This is a genomic window from Pseudomonas sp. L5B5 (genome assembly GCF_020520285.1).
In the GTDB taxonomy this organism is placed as follows: Bacteria; Pseudomonadota; Gammaproteobacteria; order Pseudomonadales; family Pseudomonadaceae; genus Aquipseudomonas.
In genome coordinates, this window is the sequence record NZ_CP084742.1 from 1,461,977 (window position 1) to 1,481,157 (window position 19,181).

At 65.9% G+C, this 19,181-nt stretch carries 7 protein-coding genes; 3 read left to right on the forward strand and 4 right to left on the reverse strand.

Going from position 1 to position 19,181, the window contains the following annotated elements:
* The first annotated feature begins 2 nt into the window (after positions 1 to 2).
* Positions 3 to 1,346 (forward strand): MFS transporter, encoded by a 1,344-nt coding sequence (locus tag LGQ10_RS06570; RefSeq protein WP_226525027.1) that lies wholly within the window; start codon positions 3 to 5, stop codon positions 1,344 to 1,346.
* A gap of 145 nt (positions 1,347 to 1,491) precedes the next feature.
* On the opposite strand, the gene LGQ10_RS06575 is transcribed toward LGQ10_RS06570, so the two are convergent.
* From LGQ10_RS06575 to LGQ10_RS06590, 4 genes are all read right to left on the reverse strand, one after another.
* Complete coding sequence (locus tag LGQ10_RS06575; RefSeq protein ID WP_226525028.1) at positions 1,492 to 2,814, reverse strand: OprD family porin; 1,323 nt, start codon at positions 2,812 to 2,814, stop codon at positions 1,492 to 1,494.
* A 234-nt stretch (positions 2,815 to 3,048) separates the two neighbouring features.
* Positions 3,049 to 4,467, reverse strand: coding sequence for an amino acid permease (locus LGQ10_RS06580; protein ID WP_226525029.1), 1,419 nt, complete (start codon positions 4,465 to 4,467; stop codon positions 3,049 to 3,051).
* A 32-nt stretch (positions 4,468 to 4,499) separates the two neighbouring features.
* Positions 4,500 to 5,744 (reverse strand): kynureninase, encoded by a 1,245-nt coding sequence (gene kynU / locus LGQ10_RS06585; RefSeq protein ID WP_226525030.1) that lies wholly within the window; start codon positions 5,742 to 5,744, stop codon positions 4,500 to 4,502.
* 285 nt (positions 5,745 to 6,029) lie between these two features.
* Entirely contained in the window at positions 6,030 to 16,562 is a 10,533-nt protein-coding gene (locus tag LGQ10_RS06590; RefSeq protein WP_413247587.1) for an autotransporter-associated beta strand repeat-containing protein, read from the reverse strand.
* Between the two features lie 468 nt (positions 16,563 to 17,030).
* On the opposite strand from LGQ10_RS06590, the gene LGQ10_RS06595 reads away from it, so the two are divergent.
* Positions 17,031 to 17,987 carry a nucleoside-specific channel-forming protein Tsx gene (locus tag LGQ10_RS06595; RefSeq protein WP_058433363.1) on the forward strand — a complete coding sequence of 319 codons (957 nt, stop codon included), beginning with the start codon at positions 17,031 to 17,033 and terminating at the stop codon, positions 17,985 to 17,987.
* 98 nt (positions 17,988 to 18,085) lie between these two features.
* On the forward strand, positions 18,086 to 19,114 hold the full coding sequence (locus LGQ10_RS06600) for a purine-nucleoside phosphorylase (protein ID WP_226525031.1): 1,029 nt from the start codon (positions 18,086 to 18,088) through the stop codon (positions 19,112 to 19,114).
* Positions 19,115 to 19,181 lie beyond the last annotated feature (67 nt).

Here is a 19,181-nt window from a genome sequence, read left to right on the forward strand (position 1 = left end):
CCATGTACGAGCGTACGCAAAACCTCACTGAACTCATCGACCGCAGCCCGCTGTCACTCCTGCAGATACGCGTGCTGTTGCTGTGTTTCCTGATTGTCCTGCTGGACGGTTTCGACACCGCCGCCATCGGTTACATCGCCCCGGAGCTGATCCACAGCTGGAACATCGAACGGGCACAACTGGCGCCAGTCTTTGGCGCGGGCCTGTTCGGCATGCTTCTGGGGAGTTTCTGTTTCGGCCCCCTGGCCGACCGCCATGGACGCAAGATCGTGCTGCTGAGCTGCGTCCTGATCTTTGCCCTGGGCACCCTGGCATCGGCACTGGCACCGAACATCGAAGTGCTGGGCATCCTGCGCTTCGTCACCGGCATCGGCCTGGGAGGCGTACTGCCCAACTGCATCACCCTGAGCTCGGAATACTCGCCGGCGCGGCGGCGCATGCTGCTGGTGACCCTGAGCTATTGCGGCTTCACCCTGGGCCTGGCCCTGGGCGGTGGCGTGGCCGCCGCGCTGCTCCCCCGGGTGGGCTGGCAGGGCCTGCTGCTGATGGGAGGCCTGGCGCCCTTGCTGCTGTTGCCGGTGCTCTACCTGGCCCTGCCGGAGTCGGTGTGCTTCATGGCCAACAGTCCACGCCACGCCGCCGCCCTGCGCGGGGTCGTCAGCCAGATCAGCGGCCGGACTGACTGGGAACGGGTGCGACTGGTCGGCGACGCCGGTGAGGCGGGCGCACGCGCTGCGTTCTCGGCGCTGTTCAGCCCGGGCCAGTTGGCCCGGACCCTGCTGCTGTGGCTGACCTTCTTCTGCTGCCTGTTCGTGTTCTACCTGCTGACCAACTGGCTGCCCACCGTGCTCCGGGCCAGCGGCTACGACACCGGCGGCGCGGCGCAGATCAGCGCGATGGTTCCCCTGGGTGGAGTGCTGGGCGGGATCGCCATGGCCCTGCTGATGGACCGTATCGGCGCCCTGCGCATCCTGCCCTGGCTGTGCCTGGTCGCGGCTGCCGCCCTGGCCCTGACGGGCAGCCAACTGCACAGCGCGACCGGCACCCTGGTCATCGTGTTCCTCGCAGGTTTCAGCCTGACCGGCACCCTGAACAACCTCAGCGTGGTGGCGGCTACCCTTTACCCCACCGCCTCCCGGGCCACCGGCGTGGCCTGGGCCCTGGCGGCCGGGCGTGGGGGATCGATTGCCGGCTCGATGCTGGGGGGCTGGATCTTCGGCAACGCCGGGGGCCTGGAGCACTTCTTCCTGTGGATTGCCGTTCCGGTGCTGTTGGCCGGGTTGGCCTTGGGGCTGATGAACCGCACTCGGCAAAGGTCGCAGACCGAGGTCGAGCCCGCCGCTTGAATCAAGGCTCTGCGACTCGGACGGGCCGCCAGAGCATCGAAGAAAGCCGCGGCAATCCCCTAGGCCGTCGCTGCGGCATCGACTCCAGGAGCCGACGATGCCGCGCCGGCGCGAGGCCACGGTATTGGGCGTTTCAAGTGTGTCTTCAGAAGATCTCGATCGGGTAGTCGGTGATCAGCCGGAACTCATCGATATTGCCCTCGCCCTGGGCCACATTCGCCCTGTGCCAGGTCTGGCGCAGGCGCAGACTCAGGTCCTTCCAGGGACCGGTCTGCACCACATAACGCGCTTCGACGTTGATCTCCCGGTGTACCCCATCCTTGCCATACATCCCGGCGTAGGCGCTACCGGCCGGGGTGTGCGTGCCATCGATTCCGGAGCCCCGCAGGTAGCGGGCCATCAGGTTCAGGCCCGGCACCCCATAGCCAGCCACGGACAGGTCATAACGCAGTTGCCAGGAGCGCTCGTTGGGCCCATTGAAGTCCGAGTACTGCACCGAGTTGGGCAGGTAGATCGAGGCGCCCTGGTCGCGGCCGTTGCGACCGTTGCGGTCCAGGTCACCGACGCCCAGGTAGTCGAACGGGGTGTTGCCGTCGACGTTCTGCAAGGCCAGGGTCACACGGTGGGCGCCCAGGCCATAGAACACCGAAGCGCCGAGGGTAGTGTTGTCGATGGCCCCGGCCTTGGCCCGGCCCGTATCCAGGGTGCGATACAGGTTGAGGTCGAAGCCGGCGTGCCTGCCCTCCCCCCAGTCGGTACGGCCATTGAAATTGGCGTAGTACTGGTTCCAGATGTCCTGGAAACGCGCGGCATAGAGGCTGGCACCCAGGTCCTGGGTGAACTGGTACTGGCCACCGGCGTAGTCCACCGAGGGCGTGGTCGTGCCGGCATAGAAGGCCCACAGATCACCGTTGCCGTTGGTGGTGACGTGTCCGGTGGCGGAGGTGAAGTGCCCAACCTGCAACTTGAGCCTGTCCAGTTCCTGGCTATCCAGGGCAAAACCGGTGGCGGTTTCCGGGATCAGACGGTTGTGGCCAACGGCGAACACCGGGGTGTCCACTGACTGCTCGCCGTAACGCAGCACACTGTTGGAGAGCTTGATCTTGAGTGCCGCACCGGCCTTGGCGTATTCGTCCGCCGGCTTGCCGTTGTCGTGAATCGGCAAGTTGTAGGTGCCCGTCTTGCCGCCTGAGGCATCCAGCTTGAGCCCCAGGAAGGCGAAGGCCTCCACGCCTACGCCGACAGTGCCCTGGGTAAATCCCGAACTGAAGCGTCCGATGAAGCCCTGGGTCCAGTCCTTGCGGTCGGCGCGACCGTCCTGGATGCTGCGGTTCAGGTAGTAATTGCGGGCCAGGACACTCAAGTGACTGTCCTCGATGAATCCGGACTCGGCGGCCTGGGTGGTCCAGGGCACGCAACCCAGCAGCGGCAACAGCAACGGCGATAAGGAACGCGAGACAGAGGGCATGGCAGAACCTCGGGTGATTTATTGTTCTTGTCGTGGGTCATGCAGGGGACAGCCGTCCACGCCTGCGGTGGTCATCGGGCCACAGGAAGCGGACGAGCTTGGGAACGGCGGGCTCTGTGCAAGCCCGCTTCACGTCGTCACTGCTGCAGGCCGCGCACGGCCTGCAGGAACGCCAGGGTTAGCGGGCCGTGCGCAACCTCGCAGGCCCGCCAGCGACTACAAGAGCGCGCCCGCTCAGGGTTGTCGCAGCGGCAGCGGCTTGGGGGCTTCGGCGTCAAGCGCGCGCTTGCCACGAAACCGCAGGTAATAGATCGACAGGATCACCCCCAGGAAGGGCAACCCGCAGACCAGGGTCAGGAAGAACTGTTCGGTGAACAAGGTGGTGACCATTACCGCCAGCATCAGCACCAGGCCGCCAAGGCTGGTCCAGGGATAGCCCCAGAGCTTGAAGGCCAGGGGTTCGCTGCCCTGCTGGCGACGGAAGAACAAGTGGGTGAGAAAGATCCCGGCCCAGGTGAACATGGCGCCGAACATCGCGATCGACATCATCAGGGTGAAGGCTTGTTCGGCGTAGGCCAGGTACAGCAAGGTGGCCAGGGCAATGCCCAGGGAGGACAGCAGCAGCGCCGCCAATGGCACGCCATTGCGACTCAAGCGACCCAGCATCGCTGGCGCCTGGCCTGCCCGGGACAGGCTGAACATCAGCCGAGTGGTGATGTACAACTGGCTGTTCATCGCCGACAGCGCCGCCACCAGGATCACCGCATTGATCACCCCGCTGGCATAAGGAATGCCACTGGCCGCCATGACCATGACAAAGGGACTTTCCCCGCCCGTGTTGCGGGCCCATGGCACGATGGCCAGGACCAGGGCGATGGTCAGCAGGTAGAACACCACCAGGCGCACCACGGTGATGCGAAACGCCCGGGTCACTGCCCGCTCGGGGTCCTTGGCCTCGCCCGCCGCCACCGCGATCATCTCGATGCTCAGGTAACTGAAGAAGGCCACGATCACCGCCACCCAGGTGCCCCAGACACCATTGGGAAAGAACCCACGGTCATTGCTGTAGTTGGCCAGGCCGATGCCCGAGTCCATGGGCGCGTCATACACCACCCAGGCCCCCAGCAGGATGAAGGCGACGATGGCGCACAGCTTGAGCAGCGAGAACAGGTACTCGATGCTGCCGAACACCTTGACGCTCAAGGCATTGGCCAGGATCAGCGCCAGGGAGAAACCGACCATCCAGTAGCCTCCCGGCACCTCTGGATACCAGAACTTCATGTACATCGCCGCAGCGGTAATCTCGGTGCCCACGGCGAACACGATGGACGCCCAGTAGGCGTAGCGCAGGGCAAAACCGAACCAGGGCGCCACATAGAACTCGGCGAACGAACCGAACGACCCGGACGTCGGATGGCGCACGGTCATTTCCGCCAGGCAGCCCATCAGCAGCAACGCAATCAGCGCGCCGATGCCATAGCTCACCAGCACGCTGGGCCCGGCGAAACCGATGGCAAAACTGCTGCCCAGGAACAGCCCGGTGCCGATGGCCCCGCCAATGGCGATCATCGATAGCTGGCTGCTGCTCAAGGTCTGCTTGAGGCCTTTCTCTCGGTCTGCCACTTGTTTGAAGGTGTGTGTTGTTTTTGTCATGACACGCTTGCTCCAAGGCTAGGCACTGAGGTTCAGGTCACCGATTTACGGGCCAGGAACTGCGGCTGGTCCCACTCGCCGCTCACCAGGATTTCCCGCAGTGCGCTCACGCACTCCCACACCTCCCGATAGCGGTTGTACAGCGGCGCAAAGCCGAAACGCAGGATGTCCGGTGCCCGGAAGTCACCGACGATGCCCCGGGCGATCAGGGCCTGCATGACCGGATAGGCCTGGGGGTGGCTCAGGGAGACCTGGCTGCCACGCTGCTCGGCCTGCCTTGGGCTGCACAGCGTTACGCCAAGCCCCTGCAACTGCTGGTCGCAGAGGCTGATGAACAGTTCGGTCAGGGCCACGCTCTTGGCGCGCAACGCCTGCAGGTCGACCCCATCGAACGCTTCCAGGGCCGCCTCCAGGGCCAGCACTCCAAGCTGTGGCGCCGTGCCCACCAGCATCCTGTCCAGGGTCGGGTGCGGCTGGTACTCAGGGGTGAAATCGAAGGGTCTGGCATGGCCATGCCAACCTGTCAGCGGTTGGCGCAGATGCGGGATATGGCGTTCGGCAACAAAGACGAACGCTGGAGCACCGGGTCCGCCATTGAGGTACTTGTAGCCGCAACCCACGGCAAAATCGGCACCCGCCGCATTCAGTTGGACCGGCATGGCTCCGGCGGAATGGCACAGGTCCCAGACCACCAGCACCCCCAGCTCATGGGCCCGGGCGGTAATGGCCGCCATATCGTAGCGGCGGCCGGACTTGAAGTTGACATGGGTCAGCGAGAGCACGGCCACCTCTTCACTCAGCGCCTCCATGACCTGCTCTGGATCGACGCACTGCAACAGGCAGCCGGTCAGTTCCGAAACACCCTGGGCGATGTAGACGTCAGTGGGGAAATTGCCGTTTTCCGCCAGGATCAGCCGACGTTGCGGCTGCATGCGCAAGGCCGCGACCAGCACCTTGAACAGGTTGATCGAGGTCGAGTCGGCCACGATCACTTCATGCTCCCGGGCGCCAATCAGGTGCGCGATGCGTGCGCCGGTACGTTGCGGCGCGGGGTACCAGTCGGCATCGTTCCAGGAATTGATCAGTCCCTGGGCCCACTCCTCCTTGAGGACACGCTCGATTCGCGCGGGCACATGGGCTGGCATTGCCCCCAGGGAATTGCCGTCCAGGTAGATCTTGTGTTGCGGCAAGGCAAAGCGCTGGCGACAAAAAGCCAGTGGGTCGGACGCGTCCAACTGCTGGACCTGGTCCAGGCTACAGGGCGTGGAACTGCTCATGACTATCCCTCGGCATTTATTGTTGTGGCGCCGGGACGGCGACAACGGCCGTCAGGCTGCCCAGATCCTAGCCAGGGTCGTCATTACTGGATAATAGAAAAGATGCCGGCGTGTATTCCGTAAGGTAATGGCCAGCCCACTGCGACTCTCCGTTACAAACGGGCCCCTACCCAGGCGGCCTGGCGTTCGCCGACCGGCGTCGGCACGGCTATCGCGGGCGCCGTATGGGAGGGGTGAGGCATAAAAAAAGCCGCCCATGCGGGCGGCTGCAATCCCTGGTCCGAGTCAGAAACCGAGGGTGAAGTTGAGGGTCATGGCATGGTCCCTGGTTTGCCCGGACACCTGTCCCGAGTAACCGATGCCCAACTTGCCGGCCGGGGTGACCTGGTAGTCCAGGCCCGCCTCCAGCAGGGCGCTGTCCTTGGCGATCGGCACGCCCTGGGTAGTGAACGAAGTGCCGCCATCGATGAAGGTCAGGTCGGCATCGGGCTTGGTGTCGCCGTAGGCATGGCGCCAGCCCAGGGCTACTCGTGGGGTGAGCTGCTGGCCGTTACCCAGGGTGATGCGCTTGCCAGCCCGTACGCCGACGGTGGAGAAGGTCACGTCCTGGCTGGACTTGGCCTTGAGCGCCGCAGCGCCGCCCTTTTCCTTGCCGGTGTTGCTGTCGTAGTTGACGTAGGACAGCCCCACGAACGGTTCCAGGGCCACACCCGCGGTGTCCATGGCATAACCGACCTCACCGAACACCTGGGCGCTACGGGCGTTGTAGTGGGCCTTGAGCCGGTCGCTGTAGCTGCCGACATTGACGTCGCGCTTGGTCTCGATCCGGTGCCAGCTGTACGCCGCCCCCAAACGCACGGCCACGGCGTCGAACTGGGAGTTGAGGTAGGCGCCCAGGTGAGTGCTGTCGACCTTGGCATCGGACTGTCGCCGATGGGCCGAAAGGTCGCTGCGGGTGTAGCCGGCAGCCACCCCGGCACGCCAGGTGTCGTCCAGTTGGCGGTCGCTGCCGAGCATGAAGCCCGACAGGTTGCGGTCCAGCTTGGCGGTATTGCTGTTGCCGGCCATCTCGCCCCAGGTGCCGAGCACGCGCATCCAGCCGACCATTTCGCCATGACAGCCACTGCTGCTCAGGCGGTTCTCGCGGCTGGCCAGGACCTGCCGCGGGTCATCCTCGCCACTGCCGCAGCCAGGCTGGCGCATCCGGTCGTTGAGGGCATCGCGCACATACCGCGAGTCCTCCAGCAAGGCACTGACGGTGCTGGCGTGGATCTCCCCGGACAGGCTGTTGAACGCATCCACTGCCCCGGCGCGATCGAGACCGAGGATCTGGTTGTTCAACTGGTCGGCCGGGTCGTCGTCATCTCCCGAATAGGCGCCCAGGGCCGCCGCCACCGCGCGCTGGTTGGACGTCTGGGCGACGTCGACGAAGCTGGTCTGGTTGCGGTTGACGTTCAGGTCCACCTGGTTGGCGCCATACACCAGCGAGGTGTCGAAGAACACCAGCTGCGGCAGGTTGCTGCTGCTAAAGGTGCCCGTGATGCCGCCGCCGGCGTTGATCAGCGAGTAGCTGGTGCTGGCGGCGCCGTAGTTCAGGCCGGTGACTTGCAGGTTGCCCGCCAGGTTGGCGCTGCCACCCACTTGCAACGCCGGGCTCGTGGCCGAGGTCGGTGTCAGTTGCAGGGTTCCGGTGCTGCCGTTGCTGAAGTTGCCGGTGACCGCCAGCTTGCCGATCGGCCCGCCGGAGCTCACCAGGCCATTGTTGACCAGGGCACCGACACTGCCATTGCCTTGCAAGGCGGCGCCGTTGCTGACCACTACCTGGCCGGCCAGCGAGGCCGGGGCTGAACCGATCTGCACGGTGCCCTGCTCCACTGCCAGGGTGCCGCTGAACGGCTGGGTGCCGTCGATCAGCAGCAGCCCCGCGCCTTGCTTGACCACGGTGCCGGTGCCACTGAGCACGCCATTGAGCACGCCATTGCTGTTCTGCAGGAACAGCATCCGCGCGTTGACCAGCATCCGGCCCTGCAGGCTGGTGGTGTTGCCCGCCAGGGTGCCGCCACTGACGGTAGTGCCGCCGGTGTAGGTGTTGGCGCCAGTCAGCAGCAGCACCCCGGCATCGGTCTTCTCGATACCGCCACTGCCCACCAGCGGCGCGTCGATCTGGGTGGTCACGCCGCCATTGATCCGTACCTTGGCCAGGCTGCCGTCGCTACCATTGATGGGGCTCAGGCTGCCGTTGCTGCCGGCGACGAAGTTGTAGCCGTTGTCCAGAACCTGCAAGCCGGTGAAGCTCTGGTTGCCCTCCACAGTCACAGTGCCGCCCTGACCGCCAAAGATCACGAACTGGTTGCCCGCGCCCTGGGTCTGGGTACCGGTGGGGTCGGTCCAGTTGGTCGAGCCACCCCAGGTTCCGCTGCCGCCGGTGATGCTGCCGTTGGCCGTGGTCTGGCCACCGTTCCAGAACTGCACCTGGCCGGGAGCGCCCTGCACCAGCAGGTTGACCTGATTGGCCAGGGCCGTTTGCAGGCTCAGCGCACCGGGCAGGACGCTGCCCGGCAGGCTGCCGTAGCTCAGCCCGTTGTTGGTCAGGGTGCCGCCGTAGCGGAACAGCTGGTAGACCCCCACGCCGAAGCCCCCGGCGTCGGTGATGTTCAAGGTGCCGTCCAGGGTCAGGTCTCCCGCCACATTGACCACTGTCGTGGAGCCAGTGGCCTGCCCGAGGGTGAAGTCCAGGCTGGTCCCGGAAGACAGCCCCAGGCCGCCCACCGACAGCGGCGTGGCACTGCCGCCGGCCTTGAGGCTGGCGCCATCGTCAAGCTGCAGGGTGCCGCCCAGCTGGCCGCTGCCGCCAATGCTGGCGCCGTTGGCCACCTGCACAGAGCTGCTGGCCAGGCTGCCATCAACCAGCAGCGAGCCGGCCTGGACCTGGGTGGTGCCGGTAAAGCTGTTGTTGCCGGTCAGCAGCAGCGTACCGCTGCCCTGCTTGACCAGGGTGCCATTGCCACTGAGGTTGCCAGCGTAGGTGCCATTGCTGTTCTGCTGGAACATCAGCGCGGCGTTGTTGAGGATCGAACCTTGCAGGCTGCCGGCATCGCCCCGGGTAGTGCCCGCGCTCAGGGTGGTGCCGCCGCTGTAGGTGTTGGCGCCACTGAGCAGCAAGTCGCCGGCGCCGCTCTTGACCAGCGAGCCATTGCCGCCGATCGCGCCGCTGAGGGTCAGGGCCTGCTGGTTGGCCAGGTTCAGCTGGGCGCCCAGGGTGATGGCGTTGGCCAGTTGCAGGGCTGTCGGACTGTCGAGCTGGGCATTGCCGCCCACCGCCAGGACGCCGCTGCCCAGGGCGCTGTTGTTGCCCAGGACCAGTTGCCCGGCGTTGAGGACGGTGCCGCCCTGATAGGTGTTGGCGCCATTGAGGGTCAGGCTGGCATTGCCATTCTTGACCAGGCTGCCACTGCCACCGACCACCCCGCCCAGGGTCAGGGCGTTGGAGCCGGCGATGTTCAGTGCGCCGCCCAAGGTCACGGCATTGCCCAGGCTGACCGCGCCGTTGCTGTCCAGGGTGGTGCCGTTGGCGGTGCCCAGGGCGCCGCTGCCCAGGGCACTGTTGTTGCCTACTACCAGCGTGCCGCCCTGCAAGGAAGTGCCGCCGCTGTAGCTGTTGGCGCCATTGAGTACCAGGGTGCCGCTGTCGAGCTTGGCCAGGGTGCCGGCACCCGTGAGCGCCACGCCCAGGGTGGCAGTGGCGTTGGGATCGACCCGCACTGCGGTATTGCCGGTGCCACCATTGACCAGGTTCAGCGCCCCGCCCGCGCCGCCCACCAGGTTGTAGCCGTCGGTGACGAACTGCATGCCGGTGAGATTCTGGGTGCCGTTCACCGTCACGGTGCCGGCATTGCCTTGGAACACCGCGAAGCTGCTGCCCCAGGCCTGGTTCAGGCTGCCATCCACCGAGGTCCAGTTGCTGGTGCCGCTGCCCCAGGTGCCGGAACCGCCCTCGATCACCCCGTTGCCCACGGTCTGCGAGCCGTCCCAGAACAGCACGGTGGTATTGGGCGCACTGACCAGCAGGTTGACCTGGTTGCCCACCGCAGTCTGCAGTTGCAGGTCGCCCGGGACCACGCTGCCCGGCAAGGTGCCGAGGTTCAGGCCGTTGTCGGTCAGGGCCCCGTTGTAGTTGATCAGGCGATAGACGCCGCTGCCGAAGCCGCCGATATCGCTGACGCTCAGGGTGCCGTCCAGGGTCAGGTTGCCGCCGACGTTCACCAGGGCGTTGCCGCCACCATTGACCGGCACGCCGAGGCCCACGTCCAGATTGGCGTTGGCGCCCAGCACCAGCGAACCCACCGACAGGGTATTGCCCGAGCTCAAGGCCAGGTGCCCGCCATCGGTGACGTTGAGCGCGCCGCCCAGGCTGCCGTTACCGGCCAGGGTCGCGCCGCTGTTGACCGTGACCGTGGCACTGGCCAGCGAGCCACTGAGGTTCAACGTGCCGCCATTGACCTGGGTGTTGCCGCTCAGGGCACTGTTGCCGGTGAGATTGAGCGTGCCGCTGCCGACCTTGATCAATTCGCCGCTGCCGCCCAGGCTGCCGGCGAAGGTGCCGCCCAGGTTGGTGCCTCCCAGGGTCAGGGCCGTGCCGCTGCCAAGGGTCACCGCGCCGCTGCCACTGAGGCTGGCGAGACTGGCCGAGGCGCCAAGGTCGAGGTTGGCACCTGTGCCGAGATTGACCCCGGCATTGCTGCCCAGGGCCCCGCTGCCCTGGGTGATCAGGCTGCCGGACAGCACATCGAACAGGCCGCTGAAGCTGTTGTTGCCATTCAGGGTCAGGTTGGCCGCACCGCTCTTGGTCAAGGTCCCGGTGCCGGCGATGACGCCGCCCAGGGTCAGGTCGTTGTTGCCCGCCAGGGTCAGCCCGGCATTGACGTTCAGGTTGTTGTTCAGCACCAGCGGCGCAGTGTTGGCCAGGGTCGCCGTGCCACCCACGGTGAGCGCCCCGCTGCCCAGGGCTGCGGCCTGGGCCAGGGTCAGGGTGCCGGCGTTGAGCAAGGTGCCGCCCTGGTAGGTGTTGACGCCGCCCAGGGTCAGGTTGCCCGCACCGTTCTTGATCAACTGGCCGGTGCCGCCGACGACCCCGCCCAGGGTCAGATCGTTGCTGCCGGCCAGGGTCAGGTTGGCATTGAGCGTCATGGCATTGGCCAGGGTCAGCGCGCTGTTGCCATCCAGGGTGGCGGCGCCGCCGACCGTCAACGCGCCCAGGCCCAGGGCCCCGTTGTTGCCCAGGGTCAGGGTCCCGGCATTGAGCAGGGTGCCGCCGCTGAAACCGTTGTTGGCATTCAGGGTCAGGTTGGCCGCGCCGTTCTTGGTCAGGCTGCCCGCGCCATTGACCAGGCCGCCCAGGGTCAGGTCGGCGCTGCCGCCGATGCCCAGGTTGCCGGCCAGGTTGAGGACATTCGCCACGCTGACCGCGGTGCTGGCATCCAGTGTGGTGCCCGCCGCCGCGTTCAATGCACCACCGCCCAGTGCGGTGTTGCTGGCCAGGATCAGGCCACCGGCATTGAGTGCGGTCGGCCCCAGGTAGGTGTTGTTGCCACCCAGGGTCAGGCTCGCGCTGCCGTTCTTGACCAGGCTGCCGCTGCCACCGATCGTGCCCCCCAGGGTCAGGGCGTTGGAACCGGCGATGTTCAGTGCGCCGCCGAGGGTCACGGCATTGCCCAGGGTGACCGCGCCGTTGCTGTCCAGGGTGGTGCCGTTGGCGGTGCTCAGGGCACCGCTGCCCAGGGCGTTGTTGTTGCCCACCACCAGGGTGCCGCCCTGCAACGAGGTGCCGCCGCTATAGCCGTTGGTGCCATTGAGCACCAGGGTGCCGCCGTCGAGCTTGGCCAGGGTGCCGCTGCCGTTGATCGCCACGCCAACGGTGGCGGTCACTGCCGGGTCGACGCGGATCGCGGTGTTGCCACCGCTGCCATTGACCGCCGTCAGCGAACCACCAACGCCACCCACCAGGTTGTAGCCGTTGGTGACGAACTGCAGACCGGTGAAACTCTGTGGCCCGGCCACGGTGACAGTGCCCGCCGCCCCCTGGAACACCGCGAAGTCGCTGCCCCAGGTCTGGTTGAGGGAGCCGTTGACCGATGTCCAGTTGGTGCCGAGCGAATCCCAGGTGCCGCTGCCACCCTCGACCACGCCATTGGCGGTGGTCTGGCTGCCATCCCAGAAACGGATGTTGCTGCCGGTGCCCGACACCAGCAGGTTGATCTGGTTGCCGACGCTGGTCTGCACCACCAGGTCGCCGAGGTTGAAGCCCACCGGCACGCTGGCCACGTTCAGTCCCAGGTCCACCAGGCTGCCGGTGTAGTTGATCAGGCGATAGACGCCGACGCCAAAGCCACCGGCATCGCTGACATTGAGCTGGCCGCCCAGGGTCAGGTTGCCACCGACATTGAGCAGTGAGGTGGTGGACGGCGCGCCGAGGTTGGCATCCAGGTTGGCGCCGCTGTTGAGCACCAGCGACCCCACCGACAAGGCACTGCCCGAGTTCAGCGCCAGGTGCCCGCCGGAAGCCACGTCCAGTGCTCCCAGCAGCGAACCGCCGCCGGTCAGGGTCGCACCGCTGGCAACGTTGACCGTAGCGCTGGCCAGGGAGCCATCGACCTTCAGGGTGCCGCCGCTGACCAGGCTGTTGCCGGTCAGGCCATTGATGCCTCCGAGGGTCAAGGTGCCGCTGCCGGTCTTGATCAACTGTCCGTTGCCGCTGAGGTCGCCGCTGAACAGTGAACTGGCGTTGCCGGCACCGACACTCAGTGCCACCCCGGGGCTGAGCTGCACCGAACCGCTGCCGGTCAGCCCGCCGAGGCTGGCACTGGCTCCCAGGTTGAGGCTCGCACCAGCGCCGACGCTGGCGCCGGAACTGTTGCCTAGGGCGCCGCTGGAAAGTGTGGTCACACTGCCGGCCAGCACGTTCAGCGGGCCGGTGAAGGTGTTGGTACCGCTCAGGCTGAGGTCGCTCAGGCCGTTCTTGATCAGCCCGCCGCTGCCGTCGATCACCCCGCCCAGGGTCAGGTTGTTGTTGCCGGCCAGGGTCAGGTCGGCGTTGAGGGTCAGGTTGTTGCCCAAAGACAGCGGCGTGCTGTTGTCCAGGGTCGCGGCGGCACCGACGGTCAGCGCGCCACTGCCCAGGGCCCCGCTGTTGCCCAGGGTCAGGGTACCGGCGTTGAGCAAGGTGCCGCCCTGATAGGTGTTGATGCCGTTCAGAGTGAGGTTGGTGGCGCCATTCTTGATCAGTTGCCCAGTGCCGCCGATGACCCCGCCCAGGGTCAGGTCGTTGCTGCCGGCCAGGGTCAGGTTGGCATTGAGGGTCAGGTTGTTGCCCAGGCTGACGCCCGCGGCGCTGTCCAGGGTCGCGGCGCCGCCAACGGTCAGTGCACCGCTGCCCAGTACGCCGCTGTTGCCCAGGGTCAGGGTCCCGGCATTGAGTGTGACACCGCCGAGGAAGGCATTGAGACCGTCCAGGGTCAGGTTGGCGGCCCCGTTCTTGACCAGGCTGCCCACGCCATTGATCGCCCCGGCCAGGGTCAGGTCGGCGCTGCCGCCGATGTTCACCCCGCCGCCCAGGTTCAGCTGGTTGCCCAGGGTCAAGGCGCTGCTGCTGTCCAGGGTGGTGCCCGCGGCGGCATTCAGAGCACCGCCGCCCAGCGCATTGGCATTGCCGACGATCAGCCGGCCGCTGTTCAGGGCGGTATTGCCCAGGTAGGCATTGGCACCGTTGAGGATCAGGTCGGCACTGCCATTCTTGATCAGGCCGCCGAGCCCGCCGATCACCCCGCCCAGGGTCAGGGCATTGCTGCCGGCGATCGTCAGGTTGCCCCCCAGGTTCACCGCGTTGCCCACACTCACCGCGGTACTGGCATCCAGGCTGGTGCCGTTGGCGGCATTCAGCGCACCGCTGCCCAGGGCGCCGTCGGCTCCCAGGATCAGTGTGCCGCCATTGAGCGCGGTGTCGCCCAGGTAGGTGTTGGTGCCGCTCAAGGTCAGGCTGGAACTGCCGCTCTTGATCAGCCCGGCGCCGCCGCCGATGGTGCCTCCCAGGCTCAGGGCATTGCTGCCGTCCACGGTCAGGTCGGCGTTGAGGTTGATGGCATTGCCGATGCTCAGGGCACTGCCGGCATTCAGCGAACTGACGCCGCCGACGGTCAAGGCGCCGCTGCCCAGGGCCGTGGCACTGCCCAGGGTCAGGCTGCCAGCGTTGAGCAAGGTGCCGCCCTGGTAACTGTTGTTGCCGTTGAGCGTCAGGTTGGCGCCACCGTTCTTGACCAGGCCAAAGGTGCCGCTGATGTCGCCATCCAGGATCAAGGGGTTGAGCCCGTCCAGGGTCAGGTCGGCGTTGAGCACGATGGCATTGAGCAGGTCCAGGCTGGTGCTGGCCCCCAGGTTCGCCGCGCCCCCCACGGTCAAGGCGCCGCTGCCCAGGGCACCGCTGTTGCCCAGGGTCAGGGTCCCGCCGTTGAGCAAGGTGCCACCCTGGTAGGTGTTGCTGCCATTGAGGGTCAGGCCGGCCGTGCCGTTCTTGGTCAGCCCGCCAGTGCCGGTGACGGTGCCGCCCAGGGTCAGCGCATTGCTGCCGGCCAGGTTGAGGTTGCCGGCCAGGTTCAGGGTGTTGCCCAGTGATACCGCGGTACTGCTGTCCAGGGTGGTGCCGCCTGCGACATTGAGTACGCCCAGGCCCAGGGCCAGGTTGCTACCCAGGATCAGCGAGCCGGCATTGAGGTTGGTATTGCCCAGGTAGCCGTTGTTGCCGGACAGGGTCAGGCTCGCCCCACCGTTCTTGACCAGCCCGCCGATTCCGTTGATCTGCCCGGACAGGCCCAGGTTCTGGCTGCCGCCCAGATTCAGGTTGCCCGCCAGGTTCAGGTTGTTGGCCAGGCTCAGCGCGGTATTGGCGTCCAGGGTGGTGCCGGCCGCGGCGTTGAGGGTGCCGCTGCCCAGGGCGCCGGCATTCCCGACGATCAGCGTGCCGGCATTGAGAGCGGTGTTGCCCAGGTAGGCATTGGCACCATTGAGGACCAGGTTGGCGCTGCCATTCTTGATCAGGCCGCCAGCGCCGCTGATGATGCCGCCCAGGGTCAGGGCATTGCTGCCACCCAGCGTGAGGTTGCCACCCAGGGCCAGGGAGTTGCCCAGGTTGATGGCAGTACTGGCGTCCAGGGTGGTGCCGCCGGCTGCGCTGAGCACGCCGCTGCCCAGGGCATTGTCGTTGCCCAGCACCAGGCTGCCACTGTTGAGGCTGGTGGTGCCGCTGAAGCCCGCGTTGTTGCCGCTCAGGGTCAGGCTGCCACTGCCGCCCTTGGTCAACCCGGCGCTGCCGCTGAGGATGCCGGACAAGGTCAGAGCGCCGACGCCACTGGTGCTCAACGCATTGTTCAGGACAAAGGCGTTGTTCAGGTTGATGGTGCCCGGGGTGCTCAAGCTGGCCGCGCCGCCCAGGCTCACGGTGGAACCGCCGAAGGCCAGGTTGTTGCCCAGCTGGACCGTACCGGCATTGAGGGTGGTGCTGCCGGTGTAGGTGTTGGCGCCATTGAGGCTCAACTGCCCGGTGCCGGACTTGACCAGCCCGCCCCCACCGGAGATCACCCCGGCCAGGGTGGTGTCGTTGCTGCCCTGGAGGGTCAGGCCGCCCGCGCCGAGGCTGATCAGGTTGTTCAGGGTCAGGCCGGCGCTGCTGGCCTGCAGCACGCCTCCGTTGGAGGTCAACAGGCCGCTGCCGAAGGTGGCGCTGTTGTTGTACAGGGCTACCCCGCCATTGAGCGTGGTGTTGCCACTCACCACCGGCCCCTGCAGGGTCCAGGTGCCGCTGTTGAGGGTCAGGTTGTTGAAGTTGATGTAGTTGGCACTGGAGACGGTGCCGCTGCCGGTAACGCCGCCGCCCACCCCCAGGGTGTTCTGCAGCAACAGGGTATTGGTGCCACCGGAGCCACCATCGATCTGCCCGGTGGGCGCGAACGTCAGGTCGACCCCCAGCAGGCCGCCCAGGCTGATGCCGATCCCGCCGCCACTGCTGACCGAGGAGCCGGTCACCGCGGTGAAGGTGTTGGTGCTGCCGGCCCCCAGGGAGACACCGCCACTGATCAGCCCGGTATTGGTGAAATTGTTGCCGCCTGCCGAGGCCTGGAACGCCACCCGGCCCACCAGGGTGCCGTTGTTGGTCATGTTGACCTGGGAACCGCCCCGGACCGCCACCACTGGCGCGTCGGAGGACAGCAGGGTCAGGCCCAGCAAGGCCGAGGTGCCGATGCTGCCGTTGTTGACGATGGTGGTACTGCCGCCTGCGCCGTTGTTGATATTCAGCGCCATGCCGTTGAGCGTGCCCAGGTTCAGGCCGAGAATGCCCGAGGTGCCGTTGAGGGTGCCGCTGGCGGCGTTGTTGATGTTCACCGTCGCGGCGCTGCCGTTGCCGATCACCGCGCCGTTGCTGAGCAGGGTCACCAGGCCGAGCAGGGACGGGTCGATGGTGCCGCTGTTGTTCAGCGTGACGTTGTGGCCGGTGAGGCTCATCGCCGTGCCGCCAAGCAGCGAGTTGAAGGTTGCGCCACTGCTGACGTTGACCGTCAGGTCGTCGGCCGAGGTGGCGAAGGCGTTGGTGAGGATCGCCGTGGCATTGCCGCTGCAGGTGACGATGCTGCCGGCCGTGGGGTTGGCCGGCGAGCAGGCGGCCATGGCAGCCGGGCTGGCCAGCCCCCACAGCAGGCCCGCCAGGCCCAGGCGAATCGCCAGGGGCAAAGGCGAAAGACTGGCGAACATATCCCTGGCATGACGTGCGCTCACGTGCGGCTCCTTCCTTGAGAGCAGGTTTGAAACTCGTAAAACGCGTACTACCCGGAAGCGCTGGATTCCTTTACTGCCCGCATCTACGCGATAAAACCTGACCGTTGGTTAAATTTCCCTGGCTGAAACCTAGACGAGCTTCAAAGGCTTGCCCAACCCTGGCGCACCATCAAATAGCATTAATACCTTGGTAATAAACTTCAGCCAATTTCGCCTAAGAAGCGGCAATCCGTATAGATAAACCGCGATAAGCCGTGTTCTGAAAAATTTACAGGACACATTCACCCATCAATCTGCACGCTTTCAGTGCACGTTCCTGTCCCGCCCTTACTGCCGACCCAGCCCTGCATGATCCTGCGACAGGGCAAGTTGGTACGGCACATGCAAACGTTTGCGCCACGGGTTTACCGGCTGTTCGCCGATGATCACCTGGACTCGCCCCCACTCCAGCACGAACAAGGATTTTCAATGCTCGTCACCTCCAGGCGCGTTGCGCCGCCACCTCAGCGCGCTGTTTCCCTGCTACTGGGCATCGTTACCGGATTACTCAGCCCTGCCCTGCTGGCCCAGCCCGCCACCGCGGATGATTCGGCCCAGGGCGAAAGCCTCAGCAAGGATGTGCAGCCGGCCAAGCCCGGTGCCTACCTCTCGGACTGGTACAACCAGGACCTGATGCTGATCGGCAGCAAGGACATCAGCTTCGGCCCGCGCCCGGCGGACGACGTCTACCTGGAATACGAGTACTTCGGGCGCAAGGGGCCGTTCGAACTCTACGGCTACATCGACCTGCCGAAGATCCTCGATATCGGCAACAGCCACGACAAGGGCATCTGGGATCATGGCTCGCCCCTGTTCATGGAACATGAACCGCGCATCTCCATCGATTACCTGGCCGGCCGCAGCCTGGCCATCGGCCCGATCAAGGAGTGGTACATAGCCTTCGACTGGATCTACGACCACGGCAGCCGCACCGCCAACCGCGCCAACACCCTGTACAGCGGCCTGGGCACCGACATCGACACCCATTCGCGGGTCAACCTGTCCGCCAACTTCTATGGCCGCTACCAATGGGAGAACTATGGCGCCAGCAACGAATACTCCTGGGACGGCTACCGCGCCCAGCTCAAGTACATCGTGCCCATCGACAGCTTCAGCAACGGCGCATCGCTGACCTACATCGGCTTCACCAATTTCGATTTCGGCTCCGACCTGCACAAGGACAACCCGGCCCGCACGGCCAACGCCACGGTGGCCACCAACGTGCTGCTATACGCCTTCACCCACCTGCGCTTCACTCTGGTGGGCCGCTACTTCCACAACGGCGGCAATTGGGAGGACGGCAGCGTGCTGAATTTCGGTGATGGCGAATTCCGCGCCCGCTCCAACGGCTGGGGTTACTACGCCGGGGTTGGCTACCAGTTTTAGCGACAGCGGCAAGTTTCAAGCTACAAGCAGCAAGATCACAACGGTGCAACCTGGATCGAGCAGGATAAGCGCCGGTCAACGGCAATCATGGAGGTGTTATGCGTGGCATGCAGAAAGTGTCGTGGGTAGTGGGGCTTGGGGCGCTGCTGGTCGGCGGGGCCTGGGCCAATGAGGCGCCGATCAAGCCCAAGGTGGTGCTGATCAGCATGTTCGCCCCCGAGGCGCAGAACTGGATCGAGCGCCTGGAACTCAAGCACAAGGTCCGGGTGCCAGGGCTGGCAGGGGAATATCCGGACATCAGTTGCAGCAAAGACCGGCAGGTGTGCCTGCTGACCACCGGCATGGGCCAGACCAACGCTGCCGCCTCGACCCTGGCCCTGGCGATGTCGCCAAAGTTCGACCTGCGCAAGAGCTATTTCCTGATCGCCGGGATCGCCGGCATCAGTCCGCACCAGGGCACCATCGGTACCACCGCCTGGGCCCATTACCTGGTGGAGTTCGGCACCCAGTGGGAGCTCGACTCGCGCGATGCGCCCAAGGACTGGCCCACTGGCTACCTGGGAATCAACACCAAGGGGCCCAACGAGAAACCGCCCCTGGACTACAAGACCGAAGTGTTCGAGCTCAATCCGCAACTCCAGGCCAAGGCTTTTGCCCTGAGCCAGCAGGTGACCTTGAGCGAAAGCAAGGAGTCGGCGGCCTGGCGCCTGAAGTACCCCCAGGCCCCGGCCAACCAGCCGCCAGTGGTCACCCGCTGCGACACCCTGGCGGGTAACACCTGGTTCTCCGGGACACGGCTGAGCGAGCGGGCCGAGGTCTGGACCCGATTGCTGACCGACAACAAGGGCGTGTACTGCACCACCCAGCAGGAAGACAACTCCACCTACGAGGCCTTGTTGCGGGCCAGCCGCGAAGGCCTGGTGGATGTCCAGCGCCTGGCGGTACTACGCGCCGGTTCCGATTTCGACCGCCCGGCGCCGGGGGGAAGCGAAGTGGACAACCTGCTCAAGTACGCCGACCAGGGCGGTTTCGTACCCGCCCTGGAAAACCTCTACCGGGCCGGCAACCCGCTGGTACAGGACATCCTCAAAAACTGGTCGGCCTGGGAAAAAGGCATCCCGCAATGATCCCGTGATCGGCCCCACCCAAACCTGTAGCCGCTGCTGAGCTCGCGAAGCTGCGCCAAGGCCCGCA

Excerpts from the sequence above, each read along its gene's own strand:
- kynU (WP_226525030.1), bottom strand. The coding sequence starts at position 5,744 with ATGAGCAGTTCCACGCCCTGTAGCCTGGACCAGGTCCAGCAGTTGGAC.
- LGQ10_RS06595 (WP_058433363.1), top strand. The coding sequence starts at position 17,031 with ATGCTCGTCACCTCCAGGCGCGTTGCGCCGCCACCTCAGCGCGCTGTT.
- LGQ10_RS06575 (WP_226525028.1), bottom strand. The coding sequence starts at position 2,814 with ATGCCCTCTGTCTCGCGTTCCTTATCGCCGTTGCTGTTGCCGCTGCTG.
- LGQ10_RS06570 (WP_226525027.1), top strand. The coding sequence starts at position 3 with ATGTACGAGCGTACGCAAAACCTCACTGAACTCATCGACCGCAGCCCG.
- LGQ10_RS06600 (WP_226525031.1), top strand. The coding sequence starts at position 18,086 with ATGCGTGGCATGCAGAAAGTGTCGTGGGTAGTGGGGCTTGGGGCGCTG.
- LGQ10_RS06580 (WP_226525029.1), bottom strand. The coding sequence starts at position 4,467 with ATGACAAAAACAACACACACCTTCAAACAAGTGGCAGACCGAGAGAAA.